Origin of the sequence: Paractinoplanes globisporus DSM 43857, assembly GCF_000379645.1 — a bacterium.
GTDB lineage: Bacteria > Actinomycetota > Actinomycetes > Mycobacteriales > Micromonosporaceae > Actinoplanes > Actinoplanes globisporus.
The window spans coordinates 143,748-156,278 of sequence record NZ_KB903306.1; the positions used below are offsets into that span (position 1 = coordinate 143,748).

Sequence of the window (12,531 nt, forward strand, 5' to 3'; positions counted from 1 at the left end):
CACTTACGCCTGGACGCAACCGTTTGTTCACCTGGTATCCACTGTTGTCGCTTAGTTTGCGCCGGGTGACCTTGACCGGCGAGGACAGCGCGGTCGGCGCTGATCCCCTAGAGCCGCCCCTGTCGGCGCCCCTGCGCCGCGACCTCGGCTGGACCCAGGTCCAGCGGATGAGCCAGTCCGCTGCGTACCGCGACGACGTGATGCTGCAGCGCATCCGGGCGACCGCGGCGATCCGGCGCGGCACGAGGATGACCAAGGTACTTTCCCCGGCCCAGGTCGCCGGGCATCTCGGCGGCTGGCTTCCGTACGGCTTCTGCTACCGCGCCTGCGACATCGCGCACCTGCACGACCCGCGCGAACTGACGCTGCTGGCCACCGACGGCGCCGAGGAGAACCCCGAGGTCGCGTACGCGTTGCGCTGGCGCGCGGTGGACCCGCTCGACTACGAGGTCCCGGCCGGGCCCGCACAGCCGGGGCTGGCGCTGCTGCCGGCGCACTCGCGGGTCGGGGCGATGGTGCTGGGCACCGGGTTCAGCCCGAGCACCGACGACCTCATCCCGGAGTACATCACCGCGGGCTTCACCGACCTGCCGATCCCGGCGAACGCGCAGATCATCGCGTACGTGCCCGGCGGCGAGGAGATTTTGCTGTACACCTACCAGCCGGAGCAGCACGGCTGGCTGCGGCTGGCCGGCCCGCGCTGGCGGCCGCTGCTGGACAACCTGCCCGGCGTCAGCCCCGACCGGGAGTACGTGCCGTGCACGACACCCGGATCGAGCAAGCTGGTCGGCCGGATCAAGGACAAGGAGTACGAGGCGGTCGCCGACCCGCCCGACGAGTTCCGCGTCCGCGCGCTGACCCGAGCCGCCCGGTACCCGGTGAGCACGCTGAGCCGCCGCGCCGAGCAGGCCCTGTGGCGCAACGTGCCGTGCTGGGTGCTGCAGCGCGACGACAGCTGGGCCCGGCTGCGGCTGGTGCGCCCGGACGTCGACGCGCTCAACGCGACCGGCGCCCGCTGCTACGAGCGCGGCGTCTACGAGACCTGGGCCCCGGTCGGCGAGCTCCTGGACCACCACATCGCCGACATCCCCTACGTGCTCTGAGCGCGTAGGGGATGTCGCGAGGAAACCTCAGCCCTCGAGCCGGGCGAGCTCTTCGTCGACGACGGAGGGCTCGAGCTTGCGGAAGACCGGCTTCGGAGGCGCGAGCGGGGTGCCGGCGACCAGCGGGACCGACTCCCACTTGGCGCCGACCGTGTAGTCACCGGTCAGCACGGGGTAGGACGGGCCGCCGTCGAGGTCGTCGACCTGCTCGATGCGCGGCATCGGCGCGTGCACGCCCTCGCCGCCGAGCAGCTCGAACACCTTCTGCGCGGAGTGCGGCAGGAACGGGGTCAGCAACGTGTTCGCGTCGCTGACCACCTGCAGCGCCACGTGCAGGATGGTGGCCTGACGGGGCTTGTCCTCCTCGGCCTTCAGTTTCCACGGCGCCTGGTCGGAGAGGTATTTGTTCGCCTCGGCGACCACGCGCATCGCCTCGCCGATCGCCGCTTTCTGCCGGTGCTTGCCGATCAGCTCGCCGACCGAGCCGAAACCGGCCTTGGCCACGGCGAGCAGAGCCTCGTCCTCCGGGGTGAGCGGGCCGGCCGCGGGGATCTCGCCGAAGTTTTTCGCGGCCAGCGAGATCGAGCGGTTGACCAGGTTGCCCCAGCCGGCGACCAGCTCGTCGTTGTTGCGGCGGACGAACTCGGCCCAGGTGAAGTCGGTGTCGGTCGACTCGGGGCCGGCCGCGGCGATGAAGTACCGCAGGGCGTCGGCGTCGTAGCGCTCCAGGAAGTCGCGCACGTAGATGACGACCCGCCGCGACGAGGAGAACTTCTTGCCCTCCATCGTGAGGTATTCGCTGGAGACGACCTCGGTGGGCAGGTTGAGCCGGCCCAGCTCGCCCGGCTCGCCGCCCCGGTCGCCCTCGCCCGAGTAACCCAGCAGCAGCGCCGGCCAGATCACCGAGTGGAAGACGATGTTGTCTTTCCCCATGAAGTAGTACGACTGCGCGTCCTTGCCCAGGCCGTCGGCCGACCACCACTGCCGCCACGCCTCCGGGTCGCCGGTCCGGCGGGCCCACTCGATCGAGGCGGAGAGGTAACCGATGACCGCGTCGAACCAGACGTAGATGCGCTTGTCGGTGCGGTCGCGCCAGTCGTCGAGCGGGATCGGCACGCCCCACTCCAGGTCGCGGGTGATCGCCCGGGGCTGCAGGTCGTCGAGCAGGTTGCGGGAGAATTTCAGGACGTTGGGACGCCAGTTCTCCCGCTGGTCGAGCCAGTGCCCGATCGCCTGCGCGAAGGCCGGCAGGTCGAGGAAGAAGTGCTCGGTCTCGACGAACTCCGGGGTCTCGCCGTTGATCTTCGACCGCGGGTTGATCAGCTGTTCCGGGTCGAGCTGGTTGCCGCAGTTGTCGCACTGGTCGCCGCGGGCGCTCTCGTAGCCGCAGATCGGGCAGGTGCCCTCGATGTAACGGTCGGGCAGGGTGCGCCCGGTCGACGGCGAGATCGCGCCCAGCGTGGTGCGCCGGACGATGTACCCGTTCTTGAACAGGACGCCGAACAGCTCCTGCACCACCGCGTAGTGGTTGCGGGTCGTCGTACGGGTGAACAGGTCGTAGGTCAGGCCGAGGCCGTGCAGGTCCTCCACGATGACGCGGTTGTACCGGTCGGCGAGCTCGCGCGGGGTCACCCCGTCGGCGTCGGCCTGCACCTGGATCGGCGTGCCGTGCTCGTCGGTGCCCGAGACCATGAGCACGTCGTGGCCGGACATCCGCATGTACCGGCTGAAAACGTCGGAGGGCACCCCGAAGCCGGAGACATGACCGATGTGGCGCGGGCCGTTGGCGTAGGGCCAGGCGACCGCGGCGAGAACGTGACTCATGGTTCCTAAGAGTAGTGAGCGGCGCGGGTGGCTTGCGAACGGATTCGTTCTGCCCACGGCGAGATAGTCATTTATGGCGACACGCCCGAATTGTGCGTGATCACCGGCCAACCGCGTTGTCCAATGGAGCCGTGATCGGAGAGACGCCGCAACCTGGGGAGAAGCCCCCCAACGAGGGCAGCCCCTGGTCGTTCTCCGACCCCGACCCCGGATGGTGGCGCGGCGAGACCGACCGGGACCCGACCGACCCGCCGACCGGACGCTCCCGCAGCCCGCGCCGGCGCCCGCCCCGGCATCAGGCGGAGGCCGCGGCGGGCGGCACGGGAACGCTGCTGCCACCCGGCGAGGCCGGGCCGCGACACACCGGCGAGGCGGCGCAGGCGCACGCCGCCGGCGTCCACGACGCGACGCGGCAGCTGGATCCCCTCGTCGACCCGCCGATGGTGGAGCGCGACCACGACCGGGCCGACGCGCACCGGTACGACCCGATGCGGCCCCCGCGCGGCCACCGGCCCCGGCGGACCGCGGCCACGGTCGCCGCGGACGAGCAGTCACCGGCGAAGACCATGACGGGCGAGGTGGTCGCGGACTGGGCCGTCGAGACCACGTCCGAACACAAAATGGTCGACGGCAAGCCCGCGGAGAAGGACGAGCCCGCGCAAGAAGACGAGCCGGACGTGATGGTGCTTCCCGAGCCGAGCGCCCGCAACCGGCCCACCGTGCCGCTCGAGCCGACCCCGACCGCCGAGCCACCCGAGCCGATCGCGCCCCCGCACGGCCCGATCCCCGGGCTTGCCCGGCAGAACCGCGGCTCGCAACCGGCCACCGGTCACCCGGCCGAGTCGCGGGTTCACCCGACCGAGCCGCTACCCCGCCCCACCGGCGACCCGGAGACCGACGCGCGGCTGGAACGGCTGGAGAACTCGCCGTTCTGGCAGAACGACCCCGACCAGATCACCGAGCCGCTGCCGCCGGCGGGCCCGGCCCACGCGGTCACCCGCCGCGGCACCCGCCGGGCCGCCTCGCGCACCCCCGTGGCCGCGTCGGCCTCGCTGATCGCGCTCGGCCTGCTCGCCGCGTTCTTCGCCTGGGTCAGCGCCGAGCCGTTCTGGCTGGCCATGGGCCACGGCGACCGGGGTTACGCGACCGTCACGAACTGCACCAGCTCCGGCGTCACCCAGCACTGCGTCGGCCGGTTCGCCGAGGCCGACGGTGGGTTCACGATCAGCCGGGTCACGCTGCTCGGGGTCGGTCCGGCCCATCGGGTGCCGGGCACGGTCTCGCCGGCCCGGATGGTCAGCCCGGACAGCCCGCGCGCCTACCTCGGCGACACCAGCCCACTGCTGCAGCTGCGCTGGCTGCTCGGCTTCCTGCTGGTGATCTTCTGCGGGTACGCGATCGCGGGCGTGACCGGAGCACGAAGACTCGAGACCGGGCGAGCCCGCCGAGGGGCGCTGCTGGCCAGCCTGGCCGGCCCACTGCTGCTCTTGGCGGGCTTCCTCATAGCGGCGTTCTGAGGCCGGGACGGGACAACGGCTCGGACCGCGCTGCACTCTGTGGCCCGGCCGGGTCCCCGGCGCGTACGGGAAAAAATGCGTCAGTGATGCACCAGGCTGTAGACCTCGCGTTTTTTCAGGCCGAACTCGTCGGCCACCGCCTGGATCGCGTCCCGGCGGGACGCGCCGGAAGCCTCCCGCCCGGCCACCGCGTCGCGCAGCTCGTCGTCGCTCGGACGCGGCGGCGGACCGCCCGGCGCACCCCCCACCACCAGCGTGATCTCGCCGCGCGGCTCGCCCTCGCTCGCCCACGCGGACAGCTCGGCGAGCGTGCCCCGGCGGATCTCCTCATAGGTCTTGGTCAGCTCGCGGCAGACCGCGCCCGGCCGATCGTCGCCGAACGTCGCCGCCAGGTCGGCCAGCGCGCTCGCGATGCGGTGCGGCGCCTCGAAGAACACCAGCGTGCGCGGCTCGGCGGCCAGCTCGCGCAGGCGCGAGCGACGATGCGATCCGGTACGCGGCAGGAAGCCCTCGAAGACGAACCGGTCGCTGGGCAGCCCGGACAGCGCCAGGGCCGTGGTCACCGCGCTCGGGCCCGGCGCCGCGGTCACCGGGAATCCGGCGTCGAGCGCGGCCCGGACCAGCCGGTACCCGGGATCGGAGACGCTCGGCATGCCGCCGTCGGTCACCACCGCGACCGTCTCGCCCCGCTCGAGCGCCGCCACCAGCTCGGGCGTACGCCGCTCGTCGTTACCCTCGAAATAGGACACCACCCGGCCGGACACCGTGACGCCCAGGTCGCGGGCGAGACGAGCCAGCCGCCGCGTGTCCTCGGCCGCGACCACGTCCGCCGACGCCAGCACCTCGCGCAGCCGGGCCGACGCGTCGCCGACGTTGCCGAGCGGCGCGCCGGCGAGGATCACCCGCCCGTTCTCGTTCGCTGCCACAGCGAGAGTCCATCACATGCCCCGCTTCCGAGCGGTAGGCCCTAGGATCGCGGAGTGACGACGGCGACAGCTGAGACAGAACTCACTCCGGAGCCGGCCGCGGCCGAGGAGCCCCCCGGTGTGCGCGGCGTTCCCGAGATCGTCCGCCGGCGCCTGGCGACCCTCGACAACTGGCTCAATCCGTACTCGTGGCTCGTCACCGGCGTCGTGGTGGTGATCGCGGCCATCCTGCGGTTCCAGAACCTGGGCCAGCCCAAGGGATACATCTTCGACGAGGTGTACTACCCGACCGACGCGTGGGACATGATCCACCACGGCGTCGAGTGGGACGAGAAGACCAACGGCCCCGCGTACGTCGTCCACCCGCCGCTGGGCAAATGGCTGATCGCGCTGGGCGAGATGGTCTGGGGCAACAAGGAGGTCGGCTGGCGGGTCCCGACCGCGATCGCCGGCACCCTGATGATCCTCATCCTGATCCGGGTCGCCTACCGGCTGTTCCATTCGGTGCTGCTGGCCGGTCTGGCCGGCCTGCTGATGGCGCTCGACGGCTTCCAGCTGGTGCTGTCCCGCACGTCGCTGCTCGACATCTTCCTCGGCCTGTTCATCCTGGCCAGCTTCGCCGCCATGGTGCTCGACCGCGACCACTACCGCCGCCGGCTGCTGCGCGCGCTGGAGGACGGCTACGACCCCACCAAGACGGCCAAGATCCCACGGATCGTGCCGTGGTGGCTGCTCGTCTCCGGAGTGCTGTTCGGCATGGCCTGCGGGGTGAAATGGAGCGGGCTGTTCTTCCTGCCGTTCTTCGGCGCGCTGATCCTCGTCTGGCGCTGGCAGGCCCGCCGCTCGGCCGGCATCCCGCAGCCGGTCATCGCCGGGATCTTCGGCGACATCGGCTGGGGCGTGCTGACCGTGGCGCTCACCCTGGTGACCTACCTCGCGACGTGGACCGGCTGGTTCGTCACCAACACCGGGTACTTCCGGCACTACCGGCAGGCCAACGGGCTCAGCGAGCCGCCGGTCATCGGCGCCCTGCGCAACCTGTGGCACTACCACGTCGAGGCGTTCAACTTCCACAGCGGGCTGACCGAGCACCACCCCTACCAGTCGTGGCCGTGGCAGTGGCTGCTGCTCGGGCGGCCGGTCTCGTTCTACTGGAACAACAGCGGCAACTGCGGGTCGCCCAGCTGCGCCCGCGAGATCATCCTGCTCGGCACGCCGTTGCTGTGGTGGTCGTTCCTGCCGGCGCTCGCGGCGCTGATCTGGTTCGGCATCGCCCGGCGGGACTGGCGGGCGTGGGCGATCCTCGTGCCGGTCGCGGGCGGGATCCTGCCGTGGTTCTACTACGCGATCAAGGACGGCCGGACGATGTTCTCGTTCTACGTCCTGCCCGCGCTGCCGTTCCTGATCCTCGCGGTCGTCTACGTGCTCGGGGCGATCATGACGCCACCGGGCGGGATCGCGACCGGAAAGGCCAGATCGGACCGTCAACTGGTCGGAACCGTGGTGGCGGGCGCCTACGTCGTGCTGGTGGCGCTCTGCTTCGCCTACTTCCACCCGATCTTCGTGGGGCAACTCATCACGTACGACAGCTGGTCGTCACGGATGTGGCTCGGCTCGCGCTGGATTTGAAGGGGTTAGGGCCGGCCACAGAGGAACCGCCACACAAGGGCGCGCCCCGATCGCCTGCCACGGGGGAAGCGGGCGATAGGGGCGCGCACCTCGAAGCTTAACGACCTCCGATGTCGGGCACAACGGGTCACCTGCCGAAGGTTCAAATTTCGACCAAGCCCACATCGCCACATCGGACATACCGGTTGTATCCGTATAAGGTTGGCTAATCGGGCCGTGAATTGTTTTCGCGTAAATGGCGTTTGAAGTGTCGTCCATGCGACAACTAACTATTCCATGATTTCGCGTAACCTCCATTGACGGACCATTCTGCCGCAGCTCAGAGCGATCACTTTTCTGACGACACACACCGCGGCCCATCTGGTCAAACGTCCACACTCATCATTTCGGTTGATTTAGCGATGGCGATCATCCGTCATCCCGTGGAGTGATCGGTACCAAGATCTCCGTGGTTGTTTTTAAGCTCGCCGGGTGACTTCGCAGGAGCCTGGAAACCCGCAAATCGACGAGCGCGACAACCCCGCCACCGAGGTTGTGATCGCCGGACCGCCGCCGGCACCGGTGTTCGTGGACAGCACCGGGCGCCGCAGCCGGCTGCTGCGCCGGGTCGCGTACGGGTTCGGCGGTCTGGTCCTGCTCTACGGCGGCCTGATCGCCGTCAGCCTGGCCGGCGGCCCGGTCAGGTCGAGCGCCGTGCTGCCGCTGCCCGGCCTCGAGCCGGCCACCACCGGCGGCGCCCCGGCCCGGCCCAGCCCCACGCCGGCGCCGACGCCCAGCCACCCGGCGACGCCGCTGTTCGTCGCCGGAGTGCTGCCGTCACGCCACACCAGCGCGGCCGGCGCCGACGCGGCGCCCCAGCTCGAGTCGGCCCGGATCACGTCGGCGGCCGTGGCCCGGCCGACCGTGACCTCAGCCGCCGTGGCCACCGCCACCAAGAAGCCGACGACGGCGCCGACCACGCCCAAGGTCACGCCGACCACGACCCACCCGGTGGAGTCGACCACCGTCCCGGTCACCACGCCGACCACGGTGCCGCCCACGACGCCGCCGGTGGTCGCGCCGCCGGCACCCGTGCCGCCCGCGCCGCCCGCCACGTCCGGTTCGGACGCCGGCGGGAAGGGCGGCGGACAGGGCGGCGGCTCCGGGTCGACGTCGACCGAGGCCGATCCGGCGCCGACGGTCACGGCGAGCGCCGCCGCCTCCGAGGCCGCCGCGTGAGCAGCCCGCGCAAGCCACGCGGGCCCGTCCGCCGCCGGCTGCTGCCCAAGCCGCGGGTCGCCCTCGCGATCCTCCTGCTGCTGGTCTTCATCGGCGTGCTGGTCGTGCAGGCCTACATCAACTCCGAGTTCACCAGCGACCACCTCGACTCCGAGGTCGGCGACCAGGACGGCGTCCCGCTCGCCATCCGCGGCGGCGGCCCGGTCATCAACACCACCGGCGGCCAGGAGAGCAGCAGCCGGATGCCCGCGCACACCATCGCGCTGACCTTCGACGACGGCCCCGATCCGACCTGGACCCCGCAGATCCTCGACGTGCTCGCCGAGAACGACGCGCACGCCACGTTCTTCGTCGTCGGCTCCGAGGTCGCCCGCCACCCCGCGCTCACCAAGCGGATCACCGACGGCGGCAACGAGCTCGGGCTGCACACGTTCACCCACCCGAACCTGCAGCGGATCGCGGCCTGGCGGCGCACCCTCGAGCTGTCACAGACCCAGGTGGCGATCGCGCGGGCCGCCGGCGTGCACACCAACCTCGTCCGGTTCCCGTACTCGTCGAAGGCCAACGCCATCGACGACGTGAACTGGAAACTGGTCAAGGACGCCGGCAAGCAGGGCTACCTGGTCGTGGTCAACGACGTGGACAGCGAGGACTGGCAGCGGCCCGGCGTGCGGCAGATCGTCCGCAACGCGACGCCGCCCGGGGACACACCGGCGGTCATCCTGTTCCACGACGCCGGCGGCGACCGCTCGCAGACCGTGGCCGCGCTGCGCCGGTTCATCCCGATGATGCGGGCGCGCGGGTACCGGTTCACCACGGTCACCGAGGGCCTCAACGAGAGCATCGCCCAGCGGAACAAGGCCAAGGGCGCGACCGCGGTGCCACGGCTGCCCGAGAACCCGCCGGCGCCCCGCAGCGACGTGTGGCGGGGCACCGCCGTGATCGACACCGTGCGCGCCGCCGACGGGCTGCTCTGGCTGATCGCCGGGCTGTTCCTGGTGGTCGGGGCGCTGACCATCGGGCGTACGGGATTGTTGCTGCTGCTCGCCACCCGGCACGCCCGGCAGCGGCGCAAGCGCGGCTGGAGCTGGGGTCCCGAGGTCACCGAACCGGTCTCGGTGATCGTGCCCGCCTACAACGAGAAGGAGGGCATCGAGGCCGCCGTCAGCTCGCTCGCCGGCGGCGACTACCCGGGCGGCATCGAGGTGGTGGTGGTCGACGACGGCTCCACCGACGGCACGGCCGCGCTGGTCGAGCGGCTCGCGCTGCCCGGCGTGCGCGTGGTGCGGGTGCCCAACGGCGGCAAGGCGAACGCGCTGAACACCGGCATCGCGCTGGCCAAGCACGACCTGATCGTCACCGTCGACGGCGACACGATCTTCGAGAAGGACTCGATCCGGATGCTGGTCCAGCCGTTCGCCGACCCGGGCGTGGGCGCGGTCGCCGGCAACGTCAAGGTCGGCAACCGGGAGAAGATGGTCGCCGCCTGGCAGCACATCGAGTACGTCGTCGGCTTCAACCTCGACCGCCGCCTGTACGAGGTGCTCAACTGCATGCCGACCGTGCCCGGCGCGATCGGCGGGTTCCGCCGCCAGGCCCTGGCCGACGTCGGCGGGATCAGCGACGAGACGCTGGCCGAGGACACCGACGTCACCATGGCGCTGTGCCGGGCCGGCTGGCGGGTCGTCTACGAGGAGCGAGCCCGGGCCTGGACCGAGGCGCCGGCCACTCTGGAGCAGCTGTACCGGCAGCGCTACCGATGGAGCTACGGCACCATGCAGGCGATGTGGAAGCACCGCCGGGCATTGTTCGACCATGGGCCGTCGGGCCGGTTCGGGCGCGTGGGGCTGCCGTTCCTCGCCCTGTTCGGGGTGGTGCTGCCGATGCTCGCCCCGGTCGTCGACATCATGCTGGTCTACGGCCTGGTCTTCTGGGAGCTGCACGAGACGCTGGTCGCCTGGCTTGGCATGCTCAGCCTGCAGCTGTTCACCGCGGCGGTCGCGTTCCGCTTCGACCGGGAGTCGATGATTCCCCTGTGGCGCCTGCCGCTGCAGCAGTTCGCCTACCGCCAGCTGATGTACCTGGTGCTGATGCAGTCGGCGACGACGGCGCTGACCGGCGGTCGGCTGCGCTGGCACAAGCTGCACCGGGCCGGGCTGACGCCGCGCACGGCGCTGCCGGAGCTCCCGCCGGAACCGGTCGCGCCGGTCGTGGACACCTGGCCGTCGACGATCGGTCAGGGGCGGGCGCCGGCGCATCCGGCGTCCGGCCGGGCCGTGGCCCGTCCACCGGTGCCGGCGCAGGTGCACCCCGAGGACCTTCCGTCAGCCGGCTCGCCCCCGGGTGGCGGCTCCGGCCCGGTCTACACCGGGTGAAACGGCCCGCACCCGCCCGAACTGCAGCCGGGCGGGTGCGGGCCGGTACCGCCTCCTACGCCGCGGCCAGGTCGGCGATCAGATCGGCCGGGGTCGACTGGGCGAACGGGAACACCACGTGCAGCGAGGTGCCGTCGCCGGGCCGGTCCGAGAGCGCCACCGTCGCGTGGTGCGCGTCGAGGATCTTCTTGGCCACGGCCAGACCGCGGTCCGGGCCGGGGATCTCCGACGGGTTGGCGATGGTGCCGTAGTACAGGTGCGGGAACAGGTCGGGCCGTATGCCGTCGGGCATGTCCATGTCGTCGAGGCGTACGGTCGGGCCCGACTCGATCTCGGTGCCGACGCGCACCCGCCCGCCGGACGGCGTGTACTTCACGGCCGCGAACAGCAGATGGGTGAGCACCTGCTCGAGCCGCACCGGGTCAGCGATGATGGGCAGCGCCGGACCGCCGGCCTGGTTGAGGATCCAGATCTGCTTGGTGGCGGCGATCGGCCGCACCGACTCGACCGCCCGCTGGGTGATCCGGGTCAGGTCGATCTGGCGCATGTGCAGGCTCTCGCTGCCGTACCCCGCCTCGGCCATCGAGGTCAGGTGCTGCAGCAGGTCGAGGAAGCCGCGGATGTGCCCCGCCGTGGCCCGGCCGACCAGCTCGGCCATCTCGGCGTCGTGGAAGCCGGTGCTGCCCAGCTTGTCGAGGTACGCCGAGATCAGCCGCAGCGGCGCCCGCAGCTCCCCGCCGAGCAGCCCGGCCAGATCGTCCTTGTGCCGCTCCAGCTCCTGCAGCCGGGCCGTGGTGTTGGCCAGGGCGATCGCGTGCCGGCGCAGCTCGATCTGCGAGGTGACCTGCCGGGCCAGCGCGCGCAGCGCCTGCTGCTGCTCGACGTCGAGGGTCCGCGGGATGTTGTCGATCACGCAGAGCGTCCCGAGCGCGTACCCGTCGGTGGTGATCAGCGGTGCGCCGGCGTAGAAGCGGATACCCCCGTCCATGTCCACCGAGGGGTTGTCCGCGAACCGGGCGTCCTTGGTGGCATCGGGGACGACCAGCAGGTCGCGGGCGAGGATCGCGTGCGCGCAGAACGACATCTCGCGCGGGATCTCGGCGAGGTCGGTGCCGACCCGGGCCTTGAACCACAGCCGGTCGGTGTCGACGAGGGTGACCAGGGACATGGGCGTGCCGCACACGCTCGACGCGAGCGCCACGATGTCGTCGAAATCCTGTTCCGGCGCGCTGTCGAGGATGTCGAGCGCGTAGAGAGCGGCGAGACGATCGGTTTCGTTGTCGGGCAGGGGAGCTTGCATGCGTCACCTCCGAAGACTTGCTTCAGAGATACCACCGAAAAGTAGTAATTTCGGTGCTTTTCACCAGCGGGGTGCTCCCGGTTCCAGCGGCAGGCGGGCGGCGCGGGCCGCGAAGCTGACCGCGTGATACCAGCCGCAGAGCAGCAGTAGGTCCATCAGACGTGGCTCGTCGAAGGCCGCCGCGAGCCGTGCCCACAGCTCGTCGCCGATGTCGTTGTCGTCGTGCAGCGCGTCGACGGCCTCCAGGAGCAGCCGCTCCCGCTCATCAGTCCAGCACGGGTCGGCCGGGCCGCCGTGGGCCAGGGAGCGCCGCTGGCCGGGCGTCAGACCCACCCGATCACCAAACATCATCACGTGTACGCCCCACTCGTACTCACAACCGCAGCGGGCGCAGGTGCGGTCGATGACGAGCTCCCGCTCGCGCATGCTCAGCGTCAGGTCGCGACCGAGCTCGTACCGGCCCCAGCCGTGCATGGCCCGGGTCATCGGCAGGTTCCGGGCGAACATCCGGAACAGCCCGATCGGCGGCACCCCGGCCGGCATCATGCCCGCCAGCTGGGCGGCGGCCTCCTCGGCGTACGGCGGCTGAAGCACGGCGATCCGCGGCATGGACCCTCCCCTGTTTCGATTTCCGAAACG

The 12,531-nt window shown here is 71.1% G+C and carries 9 protein-coding genes; 5 read left to right on the forward strand and 4 right to left on the reverse strand.

Annotation, left to right across the window (positions count from 1 at the left end):
* Nucleotides 1–65: 65 nt before the first annotated feature.
* Nucleotides 66–1,103, forward strand: coding sequence for a hypothetical protein (locus A3CQ_RS0120925; RefSeq protein WP_026205969.1), 1,038 nt, complete (start codon nucleotides 66–68; stop codon nucleotides 1,101–1,103).
* A 27-nt stretch (nucleotides 1,104–1,130) separates the two neighbouring features.
* Here A3CQ_RS0120925 and metG read toward each other — a convergent pair whose 3' ends face one another.
* Nucleotides 1,131–2,927, reverse strand: a complete 1,797-nt coding sequence (gene metG, locus A3CQ_RS0120930) for a methionine--tRNA ligase (protein WP_020512907.1) — start codon at nucleotides 2,925–2,927, stop codon at nucleotides 1,131–1,133.
* Nucleotides 2,928–3,058: 131 nt separating this feature from the next.
* On the opposite strand from metG, the gene A3CQ_RS59235 reads away from it, so the two are divergent.
* Complete coding sequence (locus tag A3CQ_RS59235) at nucleotides 3,059–4,444, forward strand: hypothetical protein (RefSeq protein ID WP_026205970.1); 1,386 nt, start codon at nucleotides 3,059–3,061, stop codon at nucleotides 4,442–4,444.
* Between the two features lie 80 nt (nucleotides 4,445–4,524).
* Here the strand turns inward: A3CQ_RS59235 and rsmI are convergent, their stop codons facing one another.
* Nucleotides 4,525–5,370, reverse strand: a complete 846-nt coding sequence (gene rsmI, locus A3CQ_RS0120940) for a 16S rRNA (cytidine(1402)-2'-O)-methyltransferase (RefSeq protein ID WP_020512908.1) — start codon at nucleotides 5,368–5,370, stop codon at nucleotides 4,525–4,527.
* Between the two features lie 54 nt (nucleotides 5,371–5,424).
* Here rsmI and A3CQ_RS0120945 point away from each other — a divergent pair, with 54 nt between their 5' ends.
* The 3 genes from A3CQ_RS0120945 (at nucleotide 5,425) to A3CQ_RS0120955 (ending at nucleotide 10,592) form a co-directional block, all read left to right on the forward strand.
* Nucleotides 5,425–6,999, forward strand: coding sequence for a dolichyl-phosphate-mannose--protein mannosyltransferase (locus tag A3CQ_RS0120945; protein ID WP_026205971.1), 1,575 nt, complete (start codon nucleotides 5,425–5,427; stop codon nucleotides 6,997–6,999).
* A gap of 471 nt (nucleotides 7,000–7,470) precedes the next feature.
* A complete protein-coding gene (locus tag A3CQ_RS0120950; RefSeq protein WP_020512910.1) occupies nucleotides 7,471–8,217 on the forward strand; it encodes a hypothetical protein in 747 nt (248 codons plus the stop codon).
* Nucleotides 8,214–10,592, forward strand: a complete 2,379-nt coding sequence (locus tag A3CQ_RS0120955) for a bifunctional polysaccharide deacetylase/glycosyltransferase family 2 protein (RefSeq protein WP_020512911.1) — start codon at nucleotides 8,214–8,216, stop codon at nucleotides 10,590–10,592. Before A3CQ_RS0120950 ends, A3CQ_RS0120955 begins: the two co-directional genes overlap by 4 nt.
* A gap of 55 nt (nucleotides 10,593–10,647) precedes the next feature.
* Here the strand turns inward: A3CQ_RS0120955 and A3CQ_RS0120960 are convergent, their stop codons facing one another.
* Both A3CQ_RS0120960 and A3CQ_RS0120965 read right to left on the reverse strand, forming a co-directional pair.
* Nucleotides 10,648–11,892 (reverse strand): GAF domain-containing sensor histidine kinase, encoded by a 1,245-nt coding sequence (locus A3CQ_RS0120960; RefSeq protein WP_020512912.1) that lies wholly within the window; start codon nucleotides 11,890–11,892, stop codon nucleotides 10,648–10,650.
* A gap of 60 nt (nucleotides 11,893–11,952) precedes the next feature.
* On the reverse strand, nucleotides 11,953–12,501 hold the full coding sequence (locus A3CQ_RS0120965; protein ID WP_020512913.1) for a carboxymuconolactone decarboxylase family protein: 549 nt from the start codon (nucleotides 12,499–12,501) through the stop codon (nucleotides 11,953–11,955).
* Nucleotides 12,502–12,531 lie beyond the last annotated feature (30 nt).

Coding starts and splice junctions, on each gene's coding strand:
- metG (WP_020512907.1), bottom strand. CDS start 2,927: ATGAGTCACGTTCTCGCCGCGGTCGCCTGGCCCTACGCCAACGGCCCG.
- A3CQ_RS0120960 (WP_020512912.1), bottom strand. CDS start 11,892: ATGCAAGCTCCCCTGCCCGACAACGAAACCGATCGTCTCGCCGCTCTC.
- A3CQ_RS0120965 (WP_020512913.1), bottom strand. CDS start 12,501: ATGCCGCGGATCGCCGTGCTTCAGCCGCCGTACGCCGAGGAGGCCGCC.